19 protein-coding genes and 1 pseudogene are annotated in these 22,978 nt (G+C 45.6%); 16 read left to right on the forward strand and 4 right to left on the reverse strand.

All coding sequences use genetic code 11. The features are described from left to right. Positions 1–220: 220 nt before the first annotated feature. Together ACHBHN_RS02890 and ACHBHN_RS02895 are read right to left on the reverse strand one after the other, a co-directional pair. Positions 221–880, reverse strand: coding sequence for a DUF1129 domain-containing protein (locus ACHBHN_RS02890; RefSeq protein ID WP_105111504.1), 660 nt, complete (start codon positions 878–880; stop codon positions 221–223). Positions 881–895: 15 nt separating this feature from the next. Beyond that, a complete protein-coding gene (locus ACHBHN_RS02895; RefSeq protein WP_105111505.1) occupies positions 896–1,840 on the reverse strand; it encodes a magnesium transporter CorA family protein in 945 nt (314 codons plus the stop codon). Between the two features lie 368 nt (positions 1,841–2,208). On the opposite strand from ACHBHN_RS02895, the gene uvrA reads away from it, so the two are divergent. From uvrA to nusB, 5 genes are all read left to right on the forward strand, one after another. Then, positions 2,209–5,034: an excinuclease ABC subunit UvrA gene (uvrA, locus tag ACHBHN_RS02900; protein WP_222292748.1), complete on the forward strand. Its 2,826-nt coding sequence runs from the start codon at positions 2,209–2,211 to the stop codon at positions 5,032–5,034. Between the two features lie 95 nt (positions 5,035–5,129). Beyond that, positions 5,130–6,191, forward strand: coding sequence for a M24 family metallopeptidase (locus ACHBHN_RS02905; RefSeq protein ID WP_394731629.1), 1,062 nt, complete (start codon positions 5,130–5,132; stop codon positions 6,189–6,191). A gap of 63 nt (positions 6,192–6,254) precedes the next feature. Continuing rightward, the gene (gene efp / locus ACHBHN_RS02910) at positions 6,255–6,812 is read left to right on the forward strand and encodes an elongation factor P (RefSeq protein ID WP_105122500.1); all 558 of its coding nucleotides are present in this window, start codon (positions 6,255–6,257) and stop codon (positions 6,810–6,812) included. 26 nt (positions 6,813–6,838) lie between these two features. Beyond that, positions 6,839–7,231: an Asp23/Gls24 family envelope stress response protein gene (locus ACHBHN_RS02915; protein WP_105111510.1), complete on the forward strand. Its 393-nt coding sequence runs from the start codon at positions 6,839–6,841 to the stop codon at positions 7,229–7,231. Then, positions 7,221–7,640 (forward strand): transcription antitermination factor NusB, encoded by a 420-nt coding sequence (nusB, locus tag ACHBHN_RS02920; protein WP_394731630.1) that lies wholly within the window; start codon positions 7,221–7,223, stop codon positions 7,638–7,640. The genes ACHBHN_RS02915 and nusB overlap by 11 nt, the downstream gene beginning before the upstream one ends. 200 nt (positions 7,641–7,840) lie before the next feature. Here nusB and ACHBHN_RS02925 read toward each other — a convergent pair whose 3' ends face one another. Together ACHBHN_RS02925 and ACHBHN_RS02930 are read right to left on the reverse strand one after the other, a co-directional pair. Continuing rightward, the gene (locus ACHBHN_RS02925) at positions 7,841–8,806 is read right to left on the reverse strand and encodes a LacI family DNA-binding transcriptional regulator (RefSeq protein WP_105111512.1); all 966 of its coding nucleotides are present in this window, start codon (positions 8,804–8,806) and stop codon (positions 7,841–7,843) included. Beyond that, complete coding sequence (locus tag ACHBHN_RS02930) at positions 8,787–10,241, reverse strand: sucrose-6-phosphate hydrolase (RefSeq protein WP_394731631.1); 1,455 nt, start codon at positions 10,239–10,241, stop codon at positions 8,787–8,789. The genes ACHBHN_RS02925 and ACHBHN_RS02930 overlap by 20 nt, the downstream gene beginning before the upstream one ends. 204 nt (positions 10,242–10,445) lie before the next feature. Between ACHBHN_RS02930 and ACHBHN_RS02935 the strand changes: the two genes are divergently transcribed. The 11 genes and pseudogenes from ACHBHN_RS02935 to ACHBHN_RS02985 form a co-directional block, all read left to right on the forward strand. Continuing rightward, positions 10,446–12,392, forward strand: coding sequence for a sucrose-specific PTS transporter subunit IIBC (locus ACHBHN_RS02935; RefSeq protein WP_172008914.1), 1,947 nt, complete (start codon positions 10,446–10,448; stop codon positions 12,390–12,392). Between the two features lie 90 nt (positions 12,393–12,482). Then, positions 12,483–13,364: a fructokinase ScrK gene (scrK, locus tag ACHBHN_RS02940; RefSeq protein ID WP_394733595.1), complete on the forward strand. Its 882-nt coding sequence runs from the start codon at positions 12,483–12,485 to the stop codon at positions 13,362–13,364. 111 nt (positions 13,365–13,475) lie between these two features. Continuing rightward, positions 13,476–14,417, forward strand: coding sequence for a mannose-6-phosphate isomerase, class I (gene manA, locus ACHBHN_RS02945; protein WP_105160196.1), 942 nt, complete (start codon positions 13,476–13,478; stop codon positions 14,415–14,417). Between the two features lie 246 nt (positions 14,418–14,663). Next, positions 14,664–17,183 (forward strand): preprotein translocase subunit SecA, encoded by a 2,520-nt coding sequence (gene secA, locus ACHBHN_RS02950; protein ID WP_394733596.1) that lies wholly within the window; start codon positions 14,664–14,666, stop codon positions 17,181–17,183. A gap of 88 nt (positions 17,184–17,271) precedes the next feature. Continuing rightward, positions 17,272–17,634, forward strand: coding sequence for a holo-ACP synthase (gene acpS / locus ACHBHN_RS02955; protein ID WP_105122894.1), 363 nt, complete (start codon positions 17,272–17,274; stop codon positions 17,632–17,634). Next, on the forward strand, positions 17,624–18,730 hold the full coding sequence (alr, locus tag ACHBHN_RS02960; RefSeq protein WP_105122895.1) for an alanine racemase: 1,107 nt from the start codon (positions 17,624–17,626) through the stop codon (positions 18,728–18,730). The genes acpS and alr overlap by 11 nt, the downstream gene beginning before the upstream one ends. Positions 18,731–18,876: 146 nt before the next feature. Next, the gene (nagA, locus tag ACHBHN_RS02965) at positions 18,877–20,025 is read left to right on the forward strand and encodes an N-acetylglucosamine-6-phosphate deacetylase (protein ID WP_105122896.1); all 1,149 of its coding nucleotides are present in this window, start codon (positions 18,877–18,879) and stop codon (positions 20,023–20,025) included. A gap of 103 nt (positions 20,026–20,128) precedes the next feature. Further along, positions 20,129–21,130: a tagatose-bisphosphate aldolase gene (gene lacD, locus ACHBHN_RS02970; RefSeq protein WP_105122897.1), complete on the forward strand. Its 1,002-nt coding sequence runs from the start codon at positions 20,129–20,131 to the stop codon at positions 21,128–21,130. 521 nt (positions 21,131–21,651) lie between these two features. After that, on the forward strand, positions 21,652–22,101 hold the full coding sequence (locus ACHBHN_RS02975; protein WP_105122898.1) for a pyridoxamine 5'-phosphate oxidase family protein: 450 nt from the start codon (positions 21,652–21,654) through the stop codon (positions 22,099–22,101). A gap of 76 nt (positions 22,102–22,177) precedes the next feature. Next, positions 22,178–22,519 carry a metal-sulfur cluster assembly factor gene (locus ACHBHN_RS02980; protein ID WP_105122899.1) on the forward strand — a complete coding sequence of 114 codons (342 nt, stop codon included), beginning with the start codon at positions 22,178–22,180 and terminating at the stop codon, positions 22,517–22,519. Between the two features lie 306 nt (positions 22,520–22,825). Continuing rightward, positions 22,826–22,966, forward strand: a pseudogene (locus tag ACHBHN_RS02985) (IS30 family transposase); the annotation flags it as partial. Positions 22,967–22,978 lie beyond the last annotated feature (12 nt).

The following is a 22,978-nucleotide window of genomic DNA, read 5'->3' on the forward strand; positions in this document are numbered from 1 at the left end:
CATCAAAAATGAGAGAACGAATTTCGTCCTCTCTAGGTGTTAGCTTTTCATCTACCCACTACAGTTGACAAAGAGCCCTGGGATGTATAAAATATATTTCGTATCACACCGAAACGGAGTGTAGATTATATCGTAGATGGATCAGATAACCTGAGCATTTTCTATGACGGCTACTATGCGTCGTTTGCAAGTTTGTAACAGTTGAAATGGAATTGAATGATCATTGCACAGGCTGCATGGCGTTGCGGATATTGTATTTCTTTTTCAAGAGATAGCGGATTCCGAAGGCAATAGCACAGATTAAGATAGTGAGAATTGGATGAGGAATTGGGTTGAGGTTGGCTGGAACTAGGGCAGCCAGGAAGAAGACTGCAGACCAGGCCAAAGTTGCCACACCCAGGAACAGAATGGCCTTGAGTAGATTTGGTCGTTTACCGGTTTTAGCTTGCTCTCTGTAAACAAAGTGGTACATGAAGTACATACCTGCACCCACACCGAATCCGATAACCAGCAGGGTCACCAAACCATACTGAGCGCCTTGATTAAAGAGATTCATCAGACCATTGATACCGGCAATGATGGCCAACATAAAGAGACTAGAGTCCAGCCACATGAGCCATGGATTTTCATTGTATTCGACCGTTTCTTGCTTTTCTTGGCTGGGAGCAGCAGACTTGCTTGCGGCCCATTCACTAGGTGCACCAAAAAGACTACGGGCAGTTTGGCCTGTTTTTTGCTTTTCGATGATGGTCGGCAGGATTTCTTCCAAAAGCCCCTTGATTTCGGCATCCGTCTTGCCATCCTTGATCAATTGGTTGGTAGCAATGTGGATAAATTCCTGGTTTTTCTTGGTTAATTCTTTAAATTCTGTAAATGACATAGCAATCTCCTTGGATTAGAACCATTTCTTTCTTATGAAATAGAAGGTTAGTGATAAACTGATAGCAAAGGCAAACAAGATAATCCACCAGAAGGCATGGGGAATATCATTGAAGGGAATAATATTGTCCTTGAAGTTCATGCCGTAAGCCGAGAAGACCATGGTCGGTATGGACATGACGATGGTCATGAGGGCCAGGGTTTTCATAATGGTATTCTGGTTGTTGGAAATGATTGAGGCAAAGGCATGGGTCATGGAGTTCAGGATAGAACCATAGATGTCCGCCATCTCAATAGCCTGTTGGGTTTCGACCAGGGTATCTTCCAGCAAGTCCTCATCCTCCTCGTATTTGCGGAGGAGGCGGGTGGAGCTGGCCAGTTTTTTGACCAGGCGTTCATTGGTTTTGAGAGAGGCCTTGAAGTAGACGATAGTTTTTTCCAATTCCATGAGGACAATCAGTTCTTCATTTCGAGTGGCTTCGTGGAGCTGTTTCTCGATTTCCTCACTCTTTCGGTCAATGGTCCGCAGGGCAGACAGGTAGAGCTGGGCATTTCGATAGAGAATTTGGAAAACGAAGCGTGACTTCATAAAGGTAAAGAAGTTGCGCAGGCGTCTGTGGATAAATTGATCAAAGAGCGGCAGTGGCTCTAAACAGGTCGTGATAATGGCGTCATCTGTCAGGATAATACCAAGCGGAATGGTGATATAGTAGGTCTTGTTATTCCGCTCTTCCAAGATGGGAACGTCGACGACAATCAAGGTGTAGTCATCTTCGACCGTGATACGAGAAGTTTCTTCTGCATCGAGCGGTGCCCTCAGATCGGCGATATCAATCTTGTAATGCTCGGACACTTCCATGGACTCACTCTGGGAGGGGTTGACCAAGTTGATCCAAGCGCCTGGTTCAAAGGTTTGGATTTCTTCTAAATCAGTCATCGTTGATAGAAAAATCTGTTTCATATTAGTGCCCTCCTTTTCATTCTTGCATGTAAACGTACCCTTTATTATACCAAAAAATGCAGGAATACGGAATGATTTTTTTGAAGTGTGATATAATGGGGTATATTTTATGCTGGATAGGATGCGTGCCTATTTATAGCTGATTTTGAAAGGAACTGAACACGCCCTATACGCTGTTTGAAAAATTGTTGGTTTCTTCATGTTTAAGCGTGTGGAACTGGCTTCTGCGTCGTAGACATCTGTGCTTTCTTCGGTTTTCGACCTGTGAAAGCACTAGTTGTCTTGACGGGGGTGCGTCTTCGAAATCACAGATTTCGGACTTACCGCCTATTTTCACCGTGCGTTTTACGGGCTCTATATCTTAAATTATGCAAGAAAATATTGTGATTCATGGGGCGCGTGCCCATAATTTGAAAAATATTGATGTGACCATTCCGCGTGAGAAGTTGGTGGTGGTGACTGGTTTGTCGGGGTCTGGTAAGTCGAGTTTGGCTTTTGATACTCTGTATGCCGAAGGCCAACGTCGTTATGTGGAGTCTTTGTCTGCCTATGCTCGTCAGTTCTTGGGCAACATGGACAAGCCTGATGTGGATTCCATAGAGGGGCTCAGCCCTGCTATTTCCATAGACCAAAAAACAACCTCGCGGAATCCGCGTTCGACGGTTGGAACGGCAACAGAAATCAATGACTATCTCCGCTTGCTTTATGCTCGGGTAGGGGTGCCTTACTGTATCAATGGGCACGGGGCCATTGCGGCTTCTTCGGTGGAGCAGATTGTCGATGAGGTTTTGGAATTGCCAGAACGCCAACGTTTGCAGATTCTAGCACCGATTGTTCGCAAGAAAAAGGGTCAACACAAGACCATTTTTGAGAAGGTGCAGAAGGATGGCTATGTGCGGGTCCGTGTCAATGGGGATGTCTATGATGTGTCTGAAGTGCCTGAATTGTCCAAGAGCAAGGCTCATAATATTGAGGTCGTGGTCGATCGAATTGTCATCAAGGAGGGCATTCGTTCTCGCTTGTTTGATTCGATTGAGGCTGCTCTTCGAATTGCGGACGGTTATGTCATCATTGACACCATGGATGAGAAGGAACTGCTGTTCTCTGAGTACTATGCCTGCCCAGTTTGTGGTTTTACAGTGCCCGAGTTGGAGCCTCGTCTTTTCTCTTTCAATGCTCCTTTTGGATCTTGTAGCGATTGTGACGGTTTGGGCATGAAGCTGGAAGTGGATACGGATTTGATTGTCCCAGATGCCAGCAAGACCCTGCGTGACGGTGCCTTGGCTCCTTGGAATCCTATTTCTTCCAACTACTATCCTCAGATGTTGGAGCAGGCCATGAACCACTTTGGTGTGGACATGGACAAGCCTTTTGAGGAATTGACGGAAGAGGAGAAGAACCTGATTTTCAACGGTTCTGACGGAAAAGAATTCCATTTCCATTATGAAAATGAGTTCGGTGGGGTGCGTGATATCGATATTCCCTTTGAAGGCTTGATTACCAATATCAATCGCCGCTACCGTGAAACCAACAGTGACTATACGCGGACAGTCATGAAGACATACATGAACGAATTGACCTGTGGAACCTGCCACGGCTATCGCCTCAATGACCAAGCCTTGTCTGTCAAAGTCGGTGGCGAACAGGGACTGCATATCGGGCAGTTATCTGACTTGTCCGTAGCGGATCATTTGCAAGTCATTGAAAATCTGACCTTGTCTGAAAATGAAGCGACGATTGCGACGCCCATTGTCAAGGAAATCAAGGATCGCCTTTCCTTCCTTAACAACGTTGGTCTAAATTACCTAACGCTTTCACGAGCAGCAGGTACGCTTTCGGGTGGTGAGAGCCAGCGGATTCGTTTGGCGACCCAGATTGGGTCCAACCTGTCAGGTGTCCTCTATATTCTGGATGAGCCGTCGATCGGTCTGCACCAACGGGATAATGACCGCCTTATTGCCAGTCTTAAGAAAATGCGTGATTTGGGAAATACCCTGATTGTGGTAGAACACGATGAGGACACTATGCGTGAGGCAGACTGGCTGATTGACATCGGTCCAGGTGCGGGTGTCTTCGGTGGAGAAATCGTGGCTTCTGGAACGCCTGCCCAAGTAGCTAAAAATAAGAAATCCATTACAGGCCAGTACCTGTCTGGCAAACGTGAAATTCCAGTTCCTTTGGAACGTCGTGTTGGTAATGGTCGATTCCTGGAGGTAACAGGTGCCAAGGAAAACAACCTGCAAGATGTGACTGTTCGTTTCCCGCTTGGAAAATTTGTAGCGGTGACAGGGGTGTCTGGCTCAGGCAAATCAACCCTGGTCAATTCCATTTTGAAAAAAGCTATTGCTCAGAAACTCAATCGCAATTCGGACAAGCCAGGTAAGTTCAAGTCCATTTCAGGAATTGAACACTTGGATCGCTTGATTGATATTGACCAAAGCCCGATTGGACGGACACCGCGTTCCAACCCAGCCACCTATACAGGTGTTTTTGACGATATTCGGGACCTCTTTGCCCAGACCAATGAAGCTAAAATCCGTGGCTACAAGAAAGGACGCTTCTCCTTTAACGTCAAAGGTGGTCGTTGTGAGGCTTGTTCTGGTGACGGGATTATCAAGATTGAAATGCACTTCCTGCCAGATGTTTTTGTTCCTTGCGAAGTCTGTCATGGACACCGTTACAATTCTGAAACCTTGGAAGTACATTACAAGGAGAAAAATATCGCCCAAGTCCTTGATATGACCGTCAATGATGCGGTCGAGTTCTTCAAACACATTCCGAAGATTGAACGGAAACTTCGCACCATTCAAGATGTAGGTTTGGGCTACGTTACTCTAGGTCAGCCAGCAACGACCCTATCAGGTGGGGAAGCCCAGCGGATGAAGTTGGCTTCTGAACTCCACAAGCGGTCAACTGGTAAATCCTTGTATATCTTGGATGAGCCGACGACAGGTCTGCATACGGAGGACATTGCCCAGTTACTCAAAGTCTTGGCTCGCTTTGTTGATGATGGCAATACCGTGCTGGTCATCGAGCACAATCTGGATGTCATCAAGACAGCTGACCACATTATCGACATGGGACCAGAAGGCGGTGTCGGAGGTGGTACCGTTGTTGCGACAGGAACACCAGAAGAAGTAGCAGCTAACCCAGCTAGCTTTACAGGCCAGTATTTGAAAACTAAGTTGAAGTAAAAAGTCGCCAAGCGGCTTTTTCTTGTTTGCTGGAAGTTTATTGGTAATTCTGTGCATTTCTGCTATAATAGTTACAATATCTTTGGAGGTAGGTTATGCAAAAACGACTTGAAAAACTTCGTGGAAAAATGGCAGAGCAGTCGATAGAGGCTCTCTATGTGACCAATTTGAAAAATGTTTATTATTTGACAGGATTCTGGGGGTCGGCAGGAGTGGTGCTGATTACACCTAGCCGCCAGGTTTTGATTACAGATGACCGCTATATCACCTACGCCCAATCTGTTGTCACAGACTTTGAAGTGATTTCCAATCGAGATGAGTTGGGAACGGCAGCTGGTTTGGTCAAGGACATGGGCATCAAGGAAGTGGCCTTTGAGGATGAGATTTCAGTAGCCTATTTCAAATCCATGGAAGCTGTCTTTGCTGGAACGACTCTTAGACCAACAACCAATCTGATTGCGGATCTGCGGATGATTAAGGATGCGGCAGAGATTGCCACCATTCAGCGAGCTTGTCAGATTTCAGACCAGGCATTTATTGACGCTTTAGACTTTATCAAACCAGGTAAAACAGAGATTGAAATTGCCAATTTCTTGGACTTTCGTATGCGGGAAATGGGGGCAGAAGGGGTGTCCTTTGATACCATTGCTGCTTCGGGTTACCGCTCTGCTATGCCCCACGGACGTGCGTCCAATAAGGTAATTGAGGCTGGTGAGGCTTTGACGCTGGACTTTGGCTGCTTGTATGACCACTATGTCAGCGATATGACGCGGACGGTCTATGTCGGTTCGGTTAGTGATGAAGAGCGAGAGATTTATGAAACCGTTCTGGCGGCGAATCAAGCCTTGATTGCGACGGCTAAGGCGGGTATGGAATACAAGGAGTTTGACGGTGTCCCACGTCGTGTCATCGAGCAGGCTGGTTATGGTCCTTACTTTACCCACGGTATCGGGCACGGTATGGGCTTGGATGTCCACGAGTATCCCTACTTTAGCCGAACGGCTACGGATACCATTCAGGCGGGTATGGTCTTGACTGATGAGCCGGGCATTTATCTCGAGGGCAAATACGGTGTCCGTATCGAAGACGACCTACTAATTACGGACACGGGTTGTAAGGTGTTGACTTTGGCCCCCAAAGAATTGATTGTCATTTGAGAAATCTGTCAGTTTGTGGTAAAATAAACCGAATAAATAAAATTTGAAGAGGTATTCAATACAATGATTGAAGCAAGTAAACTTAGAGCAGGTATGACCTTCGAAGCAGAAGGTAAGTTGATTAAGGTTTTGGATGCAAGTCACCACAAGCCAGGTAAGGGCAATACCATCATGCGTATGAAATTGCGTGATGTGCGTACAGGTTCAACTTTTGACACGACCTACCGTCCAGATGAGAAATTTGAACAAGCTATCATCGAAACCGTCCCAGCTCAATACCTTTACCAAATGGATGACACTGCCTATTTCATGAATACTGAGACTTACGACCAGTATGAAATTCCAGTAGCAACAATTCAAGAAGAATTACTTTACATCTTGGAAAATTCTGACGTGAAAATCCAATTCTACGGAACGGAAGTGATTGGTGTTACTGTTCCAACTACTGTTGAGTTGGTGGTTGCAGAAACCCAGCCATCTATCAAAGGAGCGACTGTAACAGGTTCAGGTAAGCCAGCAACCATGGAAACCGGTTTGGTTGTAAACGTGCCAGACTTCATCGAAGCAGGTCAAAAACTCGTTATCAACACAGCAGAGGGAACTTACGTATCACGCGCTTAATTGCCCCTCTTAGAAAAGGAGAGCCTATGACAACAGAATACCAAGGCGAAATCGTTATTGCACCACGCGTTCTTGAAGTAATTACAGGCATTGCAGCAGCAAAAGTTGAGGGGGTCCATTCTCTTCAAAATAAGCGGGTTGCAGATAGCCTGTCAAAATCATCTCTCAACAAGGGTGTCTACCTTCATACAGATGAGGAAGGGCAAGTGACGGCTGATATTTACGTTTACCTGGAGTATGGCGTCAATGTCCCTGCTGTATCAATGGATATCCAGCGAGCTGTCAAGACTGCTGTCTTTAACTATGCAGAGGTGGAGTTGGCTGCGGTTAATATCCACGTCAACGGCATCGTTCCAGATAAGACACCAAAACCAGCCCTGAAAGACTTGTTCGGAGAGGATTTCCTCGATGAAGAATAATAGACATGCCCTGCGGAAGTGCGCTTTGCAGGCGATTGTATCCCTAGAATTTGGCCAAGAGCCTGTCCAGGCTGCTCAATTTTCTTACCTCTATGACCGTGAGGAAGAGACAGAAGGTGTGGAAATTCCTCTCTTTCTCCTCAACTTGGTCAATGGTGTGGCAGCCTATCGAGAAGAATTGGACAAGGAATTGTCTAGCAAGCTCAAGTCTGGCTGGACCCTGGACCGTTTGACCTTGATTGATAAAAATATCATGCGTTTGGGCTTATTTGAAATTCAATATTTCCAAGAAACACCAGACCGCGTCGCAGTCAATGAGGCCATCGAGCTAGCCAAGGAATTTTCAGACGAGTCATCCGCTAAATTCGTAAACGGCGTATTAAGCCAATTTATCCAAGAAGAAGCCTAATCAGGTTTCTTTTTTTCGTTTCTTTTTGAGTTGGAAAAGGGAGATTACTCTCAGAAAGAATTCAGCCCACCTGACTTAATAAACGCTCAGTTTCGGAAGGATGCCATGAAATGTTCAGAGTTGACTAGTTTGGCTGTTTGTTGGATGATACAGGAGAAGTAGAATTTGACAAAAAAGACAAGCATTACACAATACTTGTCTTATATACTAGCTCCGGCGGATAGGCTGACTGGCAAAACGTAGTTCCGTTTATCCAGTTCCTTGCCCTCGATTTTATCAATCAACAAATCCACCATCAATTTGGCGATGTCAGTCAATGGCTGCTTAATGGTTGTCAGCTGTGGGTAATAATTTTCAATGAAATAAGTCCCATCGTAGCCAATCAATTTGAGGTCTTGCGGAATAGTCAAATTGAGCGATTGGGCAACGTTCCAGACCAGCATAGCTGTCAAATCGTCTGACACAAAGATGCCGTCGGGGGCGTGCTTTTCCAGAATGGACTTGATTTCCATTTCCTTGCGAATGGGTGTAAAGTCGCTGGCAACGTGATAGACGGTTTCATCTGGTAAGACGGAGAGGAAACCAGACCGACGCAGACCAGTAGGGGAGTCGGAATTATCATTCCCCGAAATCATGATAGGTCGTTTGCAGCCTGCCTTTTTCAGGGTTTGGGCCGCCAAGACTCCTCCTCCGTGGTTATCAGAAGAGACAACGGGAATAGTAGGAGAGAGATTGCGGTCAAAGGCAATAATTGGGGCGGAAACCCGGTCATAGTCCTTGATACCCAGGTTGTGACTGCCCGAGATGATGCCGTCAACCTGATTGGCCGCTAACATCTCTAGATACTCTCTTTCCTTGTCCGATTCATGCTGGCTGTTGCAAATAATGGTCTTATAACCTCGGTTGAAGAGTTGGCTTTCCAGGTGTCCAATCAGCTCGGCATAGAAAATATTATTGATAGTAGGGAAGATGAGTCCGACCAGCTTGGCCGATTTTCCCTGCAAGCTCCTCGCCAAATTGTTGGGCTTGTAGCCCAATTCCCGCATGGCATCCTGCACTTTTTTGACAGTTTTTTCTGACAAGTAGCCTTTTTTATTGATGACGCGGGACACGGTTGTGGGACTGACACCGGCTAGGGCAGCAACATCAGTTAGTTTTGCGACCATAATCTAAATGGTAGTAAGTTCCGGTTGGGTTGCCACTGGTAATGGCAATGCCATTTTGATCAGCATCAGGGAAGACGCGACCAGAAAATACTTTTTCTCCTTTATTGATGAAAATTTCAAAGACAGACTTGTCTATGAAAATATTGGCAGTCAAAGCTCCAGACTCAATGTCACAAGTTCTGCTTGTTCCATATTCAAGGGCAAAGGGCTGACCACAATGTTCGCGGTCCAAGCTAATCTGTCCCTTTTCTGTATCAACTGTCAGCACCAAGCCTTTTTGGTCTGCATTGGCAAAGAGGACGATTTCATGCTTGCCATTGGCAGCAAAGTCCAGCTCCAATTCGTAGACATTGTTGGTTTCTTTTTTCGCTGAAAATGGCTGTGCTTCTTGACGAAGGCTTGTGATGGCTTCAACAGGGTACTGGTAAAGTTTACCGTCCTTGATAGACAATTCTTTGACTAAGGACAAGCAACCTTGATAATCATAAGCATCCGTAGGATATGCCACATCTGGCAGGGCCAACCAGCTGACAGATAAGGTGCGACCTTCTGGTGCGTTAAATGCCTGTGTTGCATAGCACTCAAAACCGTAGTCAAGGTTGATTAACTCACTCGGTGCTACAATTTTTCCTGTTTCAGGGTCAAATGCCTGGCCAATCTTGTACATATTTGGATAGATGTTGCCGTAGTCCAGAACAGACTTGTCCAGACCCTGTGGGCAGTAGAGCAGGACGGGTTGGTCACCGACGAAGGCAATGTTTGGACATTCCATCATGTAGGCCGTCAGGTCATTTTCAAAATCCAAATCCGCCACATAGGTCCAATTGAGGTAGTCGTTGTTTTCAGCCTTGTAGAGCTTAACAATCCCCTTCAAATCCAGATTTTGTCCACCGACGATGGCGTAATATTGTCCCTTGTAGTTGAAAATCTGTGGGTCACGGAAATGGTCTGTCGTGTCCTCTGGCTGCTCAATCAAGACCTTGTCAATCTTCTCGATCTTGCCATCCTTGTCCATGAGGGCGCCAATCTGATAGGTGTGGCGTTGCCAATTTTCATCGCGGACATTTCCTGTATAGAATAAAAAGAGTTTATCGCCGAATTCCATAGCAGAACCAGAGTAGGCACCGTGGCTGTCCAGAGGCGTGTCAGGGTAGACAACTGTACCAGTCGGCTCAAAATGCACCAGGTCAGTTGACTCAGTATGGACCCAAGATTTGAGACCGTGAGCTGCACCAAATGGGAAATACTGGTAGAAGAGGGTCCATTTTCCATTAAAGTAAGAAAAACCATTAGGGTCATTGAGCAAACCGTGAGGTGTTTCGATGTGGAAGTTAGTTCTCCAAGGTGAGCTTGCAGTATTTTGTTTAATTTTTTCAATGTATTCTGGCGACCAGTCAGCATAAGCTCGGTAGCGCTCTTCAGTTGTAAAAGCCATTTGTCTACTCCATATCTTCTAATTATTCATTTAATATAGTAAACGTTTTCTTGAAAAAAATCAAGCTTTTACTGTGATTCTTGGAATTTTTTAAAAAAATCTGCAAAACGTTTGACATATTCGTAAAAACCATATATAATAAAAACATCGAAAGAGTGAAAACACTTTCAATAATAAAAATATACAAAAAGGAGATTTTTGTAAATGGATTATAAAAAAGTTTCTGCCGAAGTGATCGAAGCGGTTGGGAAAGATAATCTAGTTGCGGCAGCACACTGTGCTACTCGTCTTCGTTTGGTTCTGAAGGATGAATCCAAAGTGAACCAAAAAGCCCTCGATGACAATGCAGATGTCAAAGGGACATTCAGTACGAATGGTCAGTATCAAGTTATCATCGGACCTGGTGATGTAAACTTTGTATATGCAGAGCTCATCAAGGCTACAGGCTTAAAAGAAGTTTCAACAGATGATTTGAAACAGATTGCAGCGCAAGATAAGAAGTTCAATCCATTGATGGACTTAATCAAGCTCTTGTCAGATATCTTTGTGCCAATCATTCCGGCTCTCGTTGCTGGTGGTCTATTGATGGCGCTTCGTAACTTCTTGACTTCCCCAGATTTATTTGGTCCAAAATCAATTGAGGAAATGTATCCTGCTATCCAAGGCATTTCTGCGATGATTCAATTGATGTCAGCAGCTCCATTCATGTTCTTGCCAGTCCTTGTAGGTATCTCCGCTGCGAAACGCTTTGGTGCAAACCAATTCCTCGGTGCGGCTATTGGTATGATCATGACCACTCCAGATTTGGGTGGTAAAGAAGCTTTTTGGGATATTTTTGGTTTCCAAGTAGCTCAAACAAACTATGCATATCAGGTTATTCCAGTTCTTGCAGCAGTTTGGCTTCTTGCGACGCTTGAAAAATTCTTCCACAAGAAGTTGCCATCAGCAGTTGACTTTACATTCACACCATTATTGTCAGTAATGATTACAGGTTTCTTGACATTTACATTCATCGGTCCTGTGATGTTGACTGTATCTGATGCGATTACTAACGCAATTGTTTGGTTGTACGATACAACTGGTGCGTTGGGTATGAGTATCTTTGGTGGTACTTACTCATTGATCGTAATGACTGGTCTTCACCAATCATTCCCAGCCATCGAGACACAACTTTTGTCTGCTTACAACAATAATGGTACAGGATACGGAGACTACATCTTTGTAGTTGCTTCAATGGCTAACGTTGCACAAGGTGCTGCAACTCTTGCTATTTATTTCTTGACAAAAAATGCAAAAACAAAAGGTTTGTCCGGTTCAGCAGCAGTTTCTGCCTTCCTTGGAATTACAGAACCTGCCCTCTTCGGGGTTAACTTGAAGTACAGATTCCCATTCTTCTGTGCTCTTGCAGGTTCGGCTATCGGTGCCCTCTTTGCAGGTTTGACTCATGTTATCGCTGTATCTCTTGGGGCAGCAGGTTTTATTGGCTTCCTCTCAATCAAAGCATCTTCTATCCCAATGTATGTAGTTGCTGAGTTGATTGCTTTTGCTGCAGCCTTTGCCTTTACTTACGTTTATGGTAAGACAAAAGCATCAGCAGTTTTCGCTGATGAAGCAGCAACAGCTGCTGCGGCAGCAGTGACAGCGTCTGTAGTTGAAACTTCAGAAAAAGTTGAAGAAACTGCAGAAATCTCTACTGCACAAGAAACTCTTGTATCTCCACTTTCAGGTGACGTTGTAGCTCTTGAAAATGTGAACGACCCAGTATTCTCATCAGGTGCTATGGGTAAAGGTTTGGCAGTTAAGCCAACTGAAGGTGTTGTCTATGCTCCAGCGGATGCAGAAGTAACCATCGCTTTTGAAACAGGCCATGCCTACGGTTTGAAAACAGCGACTGGTGCTGAAATCTTGATTCACATCGGTATCGATACAGTTTCTATGAACGGTAACGGTTTTGAGAAATTGGTTGCTGCTGGTGACAAGGTAAAAGCTGGTACACCACTTGCTAAATTTGACGCAGCGAAAATTGCTGAAGCAGGTCTTGATGATACAACCATGATCATCGTGACAAACACTGCAGACTTTACAGAAGTAGCTCCACTTGCTGAGGGTACAATCGCTCATGGTGCGGACTTCTTGAAAGTTGTTAAATAATCCGTAAAATAAGCACAGAAAAAGGCGGTAAGCCTTTTTCTTCTATTTCTATCTATGGTATAATGAAAAAAACAAAAAGGGAGAAAATTCATGACAAAATTATACGGAAGCTTGGAAGCTGGTGGTACAAAGTTTGTTTGTGCGGTTGGTGATGAGAATTTCCAAGTAATTGAAAAAACGCAATTTCCGACAACAACGCCCTATGAAACCATTGAGCGTACGGTAGAATTTTTCAAACGCTACGAAGATCGTTTGGCTGGGATTGCTATTGGTTCGTTTGGTCCGATTGATATTGATCAAAACTCACAAACCTATGGCTATATCACTTCAACGCCAAAACCTCATTGGTCAAATATTGACTTGCTGGGCTTGATTGCAAAAGAATTTAACATTCCTTTCTACTTTACGACAGATGTAAACTCTTCTGCTTTTGGTGAGACCTTGGTGCGCAAGGGTGTGAAGAGCCTGATTTATTATACGATTGGTACAGGTATCGGTGCTGGGGCTATTCAAAATGGTGAGTTTATCGGTGGTCTCGGCCATACCGAAGCAGGCCATACTTACGTTGCACTCCACCCTTACGATGTAAAAAATGAATTCAACGGCGTTTGTCCTTTCCACAATGGCTGTTTGGAAGGTCTGGCAGCTGGTCCTTCCTTGGAAGGTCGTACAGGCATCCGCGGTGAGTTGATTGAGCTCAACTCTGATGTCTGGGATGTACAGGCTTACTATATTGCTCAGGCCGCAGTGCAGGCAACACTTTTGTATCGTCCGCAAGTCATCGTTTTCGGTGGTGGTGTGATGGCGCAGGAGCACATGCTTAACCGTGTCCGTGAGAAATTTACAGGCCTCATGAATGACTATCTGCCAACGCCAGATGTCAAGGACTATATCGTGACACCTGCTGTTGCGGAAAATGGTTCTGCGACACTCGGAAACTTTGCTTTAGCCAAAAAAGTAGCTGAAAAATAAGTCTGACATAAGAGAGAAGCTTGGCTCTGCCAGGCTTTTCTGTGGCTCTTCATTGGCGTTTATTGAGAAATTTGATAAGATAGGGCTAGAAGAATTGAGAAGGAGACTATTATGGCACAACCATTATTTTTAAACTCCGTCATGCAGGAAAAAATCTGGGGTGGGAATCGTTTAGAGACCGAATTCGGTTATGAAATTCTCAGCCAGACGACCGGTGAATTTTGGGCCATTTCGGCTCATCCCAACGGCGTTTCCGTCGTAGCCAATGGCGATTACAAGGGTACTCCCTTGGACAAGTTATATGCTGAGCGTCGTGATTTATTTGGCGACAGCGACAGTCCAGTTTTTCCGCTTTTGACCAAAATTCTGGATGCCAATGATTGGTTGTCTGTTCAGGTTCATCCGGACGATAGCTATGCCTTAGAGCATGAGGGCGAATTGGGAAAGACTGAGTGCTGGTATGTGATTGCGGCGGATGAGGGAGCTGAGATTATCTACGGTCACGAGGCCAAGAGCCGTCAAGAATTGGCCCAGATGATTGAGGACAAGGAGTGGGAAAAATTGTTGACCCATGTGCCGGTCAAGGCAGGTGACTTTTTCTATGTGCCAAGCGGAACCATGCACGCTATCGGCAAGGGAATTATGATTTTGGAAACCCAGCAGTCCAGCGACACGACCTATCGGGTCTATGATTTTGACCGCAAGGATGATGTTGGCAACCTCCGTGATCTCCATATCCAGCAGTCTATTGATGTCCTGACCATTGGTGAGCCAGCAAACAGCCACCCCGATACTGTTGAAGCTGGGGCGCTGAGGGCCACAACTTATGTCAGCAATGAATTTTTCACGGTTTACAAGTGGGAAATCGAGGGTGCGGTCATTTTCAAAAAACAAGCTCCCTACTATCTAGTCAGCGTCCTTGATGGTGTAGGCCAATTGCAGGTTGATGGTCAAGTCTACGAGATTGAAAAAGGAAGCCACTTTATTTTGCCAAGCAATGTGCTGGAATGGGAATTTTCAGGGCAATTGGAAATGATAGTTAGTCATCCATAGAATCTGGAAGGCAGTCCTGCTAAGGGGCTGTTTTCTTTGTGAAAAGCGTGTTTGAGAGTTGTTCCAACCTTGAAAAAAACCAAATCTTGTGCTAGAATATATTATTGAACTATGTCATCTGGCCTGGAATTTTTAGGTTCTTGTCAAATGGTTGTCAGCTATTGATGGATGTAGCTTACCCAAAGACGGAAGGGTATCCTTGTGACAGGTCAGACAAGCAAAATCAAGTTAAGTAGGAAGTACAGAATGGTTAGAAATATGCTCCGCTCCATTATTGAAAATGATAAGGGTGAGCAAAGAAAATTAGAAAAAATGGCGGACAAGGTTTTCTCTTATGCAGATGCCATGGAAGCCTTGACGGATGAGCAGTTGCAGGCCAAGACGCAGGAGTTTAGGGACCGCCTTGCCAAAGGTGAAACCTTGGATGAACTCCTATATGAAGCCTTTGCCGTTGTTCGTGAGGGTGCGCGTCGTGTCCTGGGTCTCTATCCTTATAAGGTTCAGGTCATGGGTGGTATCGTTCTCCACAATGGTGACGTTCCAGAGATGCGTACTGGTGAAGGGAAGACCTTGACGGCGACCATGCCGGTTTACCTCAACGCCCTGACAGGTGAAGGGGTACATGTAGTAACGGTCAATGAGTACCTTTCTACTCGTGATGCGACTGAGATGGGTGAACTTTATTCATGGTTGGGTCTGTCGGTTGGGATCAACTTGGCAGCCAAATCACCTTTTGAAAAGCGTGAAGCCTATAACTGCGATATCACTTACTCCACCAACTCGGAGATTGGTTTTGACTACCTTCGTGATAACATGGTGGTGCGTGCAGAAGATATGGTACAGCGCCCGCTCAACTATGCCTTGGTCGATGAAGTTGACTCAATCCTGATCGACGAGGCCCGTACACCTTTGATCGTTTCAGGTCCTCAAGGCTCAGAAACAAACCAGCTCTATTTCTTGGCGGATAAGTTGGTCAAATCTTTGGATCGCGACGACTATATCATCGATGTACCGTCTAAAACCATTGGTTTGGCGGATTCAGGGATTGACAAGGCTGAGAAATTCTTCAAGCTGGACAACCTCTATGATATTGAGAACGTGGCTATTACCCACTTCTTGGACAATGCCCTCCGTGCCAACTATATCATGACCTACGATGTTGACTATCTGGTCAATGAAGAGCAGGAAGTCATGATCATCGATCCATTTACAGGTCGTACCATGGAAGGACGTCGCTATTCTGACGGTCTGCACCAGGCTATTGAAGCCAAAGAAGGTGTACCTGTCCAGAATGAATCCAAGACGTCTGCCTCTATCACCTATCAGAACCTCTTCCGTATGTATAAGAAATTGTCTGGTATGACGGGTACTGGTAAGACAGAAGAGGAAGAATTCCGAGAAATTTACAATATCCGCATCATTCCTATTCCAACCAACCGTCCAATTCAACGTATCGACCATGAAGACTTACTCTATCCAAACTTGGAATACAAGTTTAATGCTGTAGTGCGTGATGTCAAAGAACGTTACCAAAAAGGTCAACCAGTTCTTGTCGGTACTGTTGCGGTTGAGACCTCTGACTTGATTTCTCAAAAATTGGTGGCTGCAGGGGTTCCGCACGAGGTTCTTAATGCTAAGAACCACTACCGTGAAGCTCAAATTATCATGAACGCTGGTCAGCGTGGTGCTGTTACTATTGCCACCAACATGGCCGGTCGTGGTACGGATATCAAGTTGGGTCCTGGTGTGCGTGAACTTGGCGGTCTTTGCGTTATCGGTACGGAGCGCCATGAGAGCCGCCGTATCGATAATCAGCTCCGCGGACGTTCCGGTCGTCAAGGGGATCCAGGTGAATCACAATTCTACCTATCCTTGGAAGATGATTTGATGAAACGCTTTGGCTCAGAGCGAATCAAGGCCTTCATGGAGCGGATGAACTTGTCTGAAGAAGAGTCTGTCATCAAGTCTGGCATGTTGACCCGTCAGGTTGAGGCGGCGCAGAAGCGTGTCGAAGGAAACAACTACGATTCTCGTAAACAGGTCCTTCAGTATGATGATGTTATGCGTGAACAGCGCGAGATTATCTACAGCCAACGCCATGATGTGATTACTGCTGAACGCGATTTGGGTCCGGAAATTCGCTCTATGATTCAGCGGACAATTGAGCGCCTGATTGACGCCCATAAGAGCTTCAGTCGTGAAGAGGCCTTGGATTCAATTCTCAAATTTGCTCATGCCAATTTGGTTGACGAGGAGAGTTTGCGCCTATCTGATTTGGAAGACCTCAGCTATGGGGAAATTGCAGATGAATTGTACGACAGAGCCATTGCGGTTTATGATTCACAGATTGCCAAATTAAAAGATGAGGACCGTATTCGCGAGTTCCAAAAAGTCTTGATTTTGCGTGTAGTGGATAATAAATGGACAGATCATATCGATGCTCTGGATCAATTGCGAAATGCAGTTAGTCTGCGTGGTTATGCTCAGAACAATCCGATTGTCGAGTACCAGTCAGAAGCCTTTACCATGTTCAATGACATGATTGGTTCGATTGAGTTTGATGTGACGCGTTTGATGATGAAGGCTCAGATTCACGACAATATTGAACGTGAACGTGCAGCCCATGAGGCGCATACAACAGCAGTTAAGAATATCATCCCACCGACTCGTGCAGTTCCGAAAGAGGCCTTTGAGGGTGTCGATCGCAATGCACCATGTCCATGTGCTTCAGGGAAGAAATTTAAAAACTGTCACGGAAGACAGTAACAGCTTTTCGAATAGATAAAGAATAAACAGAACAGGAGCGTGGTGGGGCAGGAATGAGTAGCCTCCCCGCTCTATTTTTTAGGTGAAAATGATTATTGGTCACGGTATAGATTTACAGGAAATCGCAGCGATTGCAGCGGCAATGGAGGGCAAGCCCCGTTTTGTAGAAAAGGTGCTGACTGAATCAGAGAGAGAATGGTTTTCGAGCCTGTCTGGGCGCAGACAAGTTGAATTTTTGGCTGGTCGTTGGGCGGCAAAAGAAGCCTTTGTCAAGGCCATGGGAACGGGGATTGGAAAAATCGGTTTTCAGGATTTGGAGATTTTGCCGGATGAGAAGGGGCGTCCAGTGGTCACAAAATCGCCTGTAGCCTGTAAAGTTTGGCTGAGTATCAGTCATTCAGGGAATTTTGTCCAGGCCAGTGTCATTTTGGAGGAAGAGGATGAAAGCTAGCATACATCGGCCCACAGTAGCTAAGGTGAAGGTGGGCAATATTGGTCACAACTTTGATAGGCTGACAGAGAATCTGCCAGCTCGAACGAAGAAGTTTGCGGTTGTTAAGGCCGGTGCCTATGGCCATGGGGCTGTGGAAGTGGCGCGTGAATTGTCATCCAAGGCAGATGGCTTCTGTGTTTCCAATATGGACGAGGCCTTGGAGCTCCGCCAGGCCGGTCTGGAACATCCAATTTTGATTCTTGGTGTGGTCCCAATCGACTGCATTCCTCTGGCCCGCCAGACAAATATTAGTCTGACAGTGTCTAGTCTGGATTGGTGGCACTTGGTGCAGGAGGCAGGATTGGAACTGGACGGCCTGTCTGTCCATATCAAGGTGGATACAGGTATGGGGCGTCTGGGTTTTCGGAATGTTGAGGAAATCACTGAACTGATTGAAGAATTGGCAGCTGCTGATGTAGATTTTGAGGGTATCTTTACTCATTTTGCGGCTGCAGACCAGGCGGACGATTGCTATTATCAGGAACAGTTGCAAAATTTCCGGAGCATTCTGGACCAATTGACAAGCCTGCCGGATTTGATTCATGCTAGTAATTCTGCGGCCAGTATCTGGCATCCAGATGCTGTTTTCAATATGATTCGCCTGGGGGATGCTCTCTATGGCCTCAACCCAAGCGGTCGGGAGTTAGAACTGCCCTATGCTCTTCTGCCGGCCCTGAGCTTGGAGTCCCAATTGGTACAGACGAAGCTCTTGGACGCGGGCCAAAAGATAGGTTATGGTATGACCTACGAGAGCCAGGGGGACGAGTATATCGGGACGGTGCCAATTGGCTATGCAGATGGCCTGTTGCGGGCTATGCAGGGATTCTCAGTTCTTGTTGATGGGGAGCCTTGTCCGATTGTTGGTCGTGTCTCCATGGATCAGATTACCATTCGTCTACCAAAACCTTATCCCCTGGGGACCAAGGTAACCTTGATTGGTCAGGATGGGGACCGAGAAATCACCGTCCAAGACTGGGCAGATTATGTGGGGACTATCAATTATGAGGTGGTTTGTCTGCTGTCTTCACGCATTTATCGACAATATATAGAATAGTTAGATGGGCTGGGAATATTCTCAGCTCTTTTTGCTTGTTGTAAAATTTGGGAAAGAATGACCGATTTTTCGGTTTCTACTTGACAAGTGAAGCATTATACAATATAATAACAAGTGGATATAACCAGTTTAATAGGAGGAATAGCATGCCAACCTATATTAAAGCAAAATCAATTATTCTTGCTGAACAAGAGATAGAAAACGCTTACTTAGAAATTACAGAAAACGGTCAGTTCGGTCAAATCTTGACAGAAGAGCCGACGGGCGGTCAAATCATTGACCATTCAGCTTATCACCTTGCACCGGGATTGGTCGATACGCATATTCACGGCTACGCTTCTCACGATGTCATGGACAATGACTTTGAGGGGATTAAGACTATTTCAGAAGGTCTGTTAGCTTGCGGTGTGACCTCTTGGCTTCCAACAACCCTGACAGATTCCACAGAAAATCTGGATGCAGTATGTGAAACCATTGGGAAACATGCTGGTGAGGAGACCGGTGCGAAAATTCAAGGAATCTTCCTCGAAGGACCATTTTTCACTGAAAAATACAAGGGTGCCCAAAATCCAAAATACATGAGTGACCCTTCGATAGAGAAATTGGACAAGTGGCACAGCCTTTCCAATGGCTTGGTCAATAAGATTGCCATTGCTCCAGAGCGCGAGGGCGTTAAGGAATTTATCGAATTTGCCAATAGCAAGCAAATCCATACAGCGCTAGCGCATTCGGATGCGACTTTTGCACAAGCGCAGGCAGCGGTTGATTCAGGTGCCAATATCTTTGTCCATGTCTACAACGGTATGAGCGGTCTTCACCATCGTGAACCGGGTATGGTGGGCGCTGCGCTTAGTCTCAAAGATGTCTACGCAGAAATGATCTGTGACGGCCATCATGTCCACCCTGCAGCAGCTGAAATTGTTGTCAAAGCCAGAGGAGCGCAGGAAACGGTCTTGATTACGGACTGTATGCGGGCTGGTGGTATGGGCGAGGGCGAGTCTCGTCTGGGTGAATTTGAAGTCGTGGTCAAAGACGGCACAGCTCGCCTCAAAGACAGCGGTAGCTTGGCTGGTTCTATCTTGGAGCTTATCCAAGCGGTGCAAAATGTGGTCGAGTGGGACTTGGTCAGCCTGCCTGATGCCTTGAGAATGGCCTCTCTTGCACCAGCACGGTCTGTTAACATTGACCATGTCTGCGGTCAAATCGCTCCAGGTCGCGCAGCAGATTTCATTGTCGTGGATGATCAAGGTCAGCTCAAAGCGACCTATCTGGACGGTGTGAAGCGCTTCGGCTAAATTTCGTCATTTCGTTTATCTTTTATTGCTTTGTTATTAACTTGTTAGGCACTAGGCTAGCCTACTTAACTTTGTTTATCTCATTTTCCTAAGGAGGATTCTAATGACAAAACTACAACTTTCGCAAGCTAAGTTTGATCACATGACACGTTTGTCAAACAGTGATCAAGTCATTGCGGCTCTTGCTATTGACCAACGCGGTGCTTTGAAACGCCTTTTGGCGGCAGCTGCTGGTGGTGGTGAATTCGGCGACGATATTTTGATTGATTTCAAAAAAGTGATTTCAAGTGACCTGACACCTTATGCCAGCTCTATCCTTTTGGATGCAGAATATGGTGTACCTGCGTCAGAATTGCGCCATGCGGACTGTGGCTTTATCGCTGCCTATGAAAAAACAGGTTATGATGCCTCAACTCCGGGTCGTTTGCCAGATTTATTGCCAAACTGGTCAGCAAAACGGATCAAGGAATTGGGCGCAGATGCCGTGAAAATCTTGCTCTACTATGATGTGGATGACAAGCCAGAAATCAACGACATCAAACATGCTTGGGTTGAACGCATCGGTAGCGAGTGTTTGGCAGAAGATATTCCTTACTTCGTGGAAATCTTGACTTACGATGCCAGCGATATGGACGTGACTTCTCGCGAATATGCTGCCCTCAAACCACACAAGGTCAATGGCGCTATGCGTGAATTCAGCAAGGCGCGCTATAACGCTGACGTTCTCAAGGTGGAAGTACCTGTCAACATGAACTTTGTGGAAGGCTACACAACAGAAGAGCCAGTCTACACTGCAGAAGAAGCAAAAGCCTACTTCAAAGAGCAGTCTGAAAGCACGCATTTGCCATATATCTACCTCAGTGCGGGTGTATCTGCAAAACTCTTCCAAGAAACGCTTGTTTTTGCCAAAGAGGCAGGTTCAGACTTCAACGGTGTTCTCTGCGGACGTGCAACTTGGAAAGATGCTGTGGCAATCTTTGCCAAAGAAGGTGAAGAGGCTGCTAAGGCATGGTTGGCAGACCAAGGTCGTCGTAACGTGGAAGAACTCAATGGAGTTCTAGCTACAACAGCCCGTCCTTGGACAGAAAAAGTAGAAGTGAAATAATCGTGAATTACTAAGAGCCTGGGTTCAATCCTAGGCTCGCTTTCTTTAGTTCGTGTTAACATCTTAGCGCAGGGGTGATTGGCTTTCACAGTTTGGGGAACTGTGAAAGGTGGGAAATTGGGATTGTGAAACAATCCTCAGCACTTCGCGTTTAATGCTCCAAACCTATCCTAACGAATGATACGAACTCCGTTCGTTCAATTTCCAACCTCCAAAGGTTTCATAAACCTTTCTGATGCGAACAATGTTCGCCTTATCTCCAGCCTCCAACAGTCACTACTCCGACTGTTGGAGCTGTGCGGGGTGGGCTAAAACGGTCTGGGGATAGACCGTTTTAAATCAATAACAAGAAATAAAGACTTGTTGACGAACTATTCTTAGCTTTGTCGAGTTGAGCTCACTCCCTTTTTAAGTGGTTGAAAGCTCTAAAAATCTCGATAGGATCACTAAGTTAGGCTTAACAATAAATCTGTTTTTTTGCTATAATCAAGGTATAGAATCCGTTTTCAAGAGGTGTCATCATGGAACTAAAAGAAGTCATGCAATTGTTGGAAGAGATGAAGTTGGGGGTTTTTGCGAGCTTGGATCAAGATGGAAATCCGCATGCCCGTCACATTCATATCACAGCGGCCACTGAGGATGGGATTTTCTTCATGACCAGTCCCGAAACTCATTTTTATAAGCAATTAATGGGGAATCCGCGTATCGCTTTGACAGCCATGTCAGAAGATGGTTATCTGCTTCAGGTCGTGCGGATTGAAGGCTTGGTTCGTCCGGTGGAAAATGATTATTTGAAGACCATTTTTGCGGACAATCCTTATTACCAGCATATTTACAAGGATGAGGATAGCAATGACATGCAGGTCTTTCAATTGTATGAGGGGAAAGGCTTTTACCATAGTTTAACCCAGGGACATAAGTATGTCTTTTCAATTGGTAAGGGTGCATCTGGCACCATTCGGACCTTGTAAACTAGCCAAGAGGTGTAGATTTCTTCAAATTGTGGTAGAATAACAATTATATTATCTAAACAATGGGGGAAGACTTGTGAGAGAGGATATTAAACTCAACGAGAGAGCCGAGGTGCTGTCTGAGCAGCTAATTGCTGTTTTGGAAACCATTTATGATCCAGAAATTGAATTGGATATCTACAATCTTGGTTTGGTCTATGAAATCACTGTGGATGAGGCTGGTCTATGCAAGGTCATCATGACCTTCACGGATGCAGGTTGCTCCTGTGCAGATACCATGCCGGATGAATTGATTGCGGCTCTAAAAACCATTGACGGAATCGAAGATGCCCAGGTGGAAATCGTATGGTCGCCGGCCTGGAAAATGACCCGTATCAGCCGTTTGGGACGCATTACACTGGGGATTAGCCCGAGATAAAGGAAAAAAGTTGAAGATGGAGTGTCTTCAACTTTTCTTTGTACGACGGGCACGTCGTACATCTGAGGTGGAAGTCCTCTGTGGGGAGTCGCTACCGGTGAACCCGCTAGCGACTCCCAAGCCTGACTATCGTGAGGTAGTGGATTAAAACGGTCTGAGGAGAGACCGTTTTAAGTCTGACGCTAGAAACCAAGACCATCAGAGGAAGGGATAGCGACATCGTGGCACTACGAACAGAAACGTGATACAAAGGCGTATATAGCGGATAAGGTGGCAAAGAACACCAAAGTCCAAAAAGGTAGTCGTAGGCCTATCCGACGGTGGTTGCCGAAAGGAACCACAAAAACGACCCCGAAAGAAGTCGCTTTTATCGAAAATTGGATCAATAACTATCCCAAAAAATGTTTGGGCTACAAGTCACCGAGAGAATTTCTTATAGGTGGCTAACTCGGAATTGAA

The sequence above is a fragment of the Streptococcus sp. A22 genome (assembly GCF_043674215.1).
GTDB lineage: Bacteria > Bacillota > Bacilli > Lactobacillales > Streptococcaceae > Streptococcus > Streptococcus suis_V.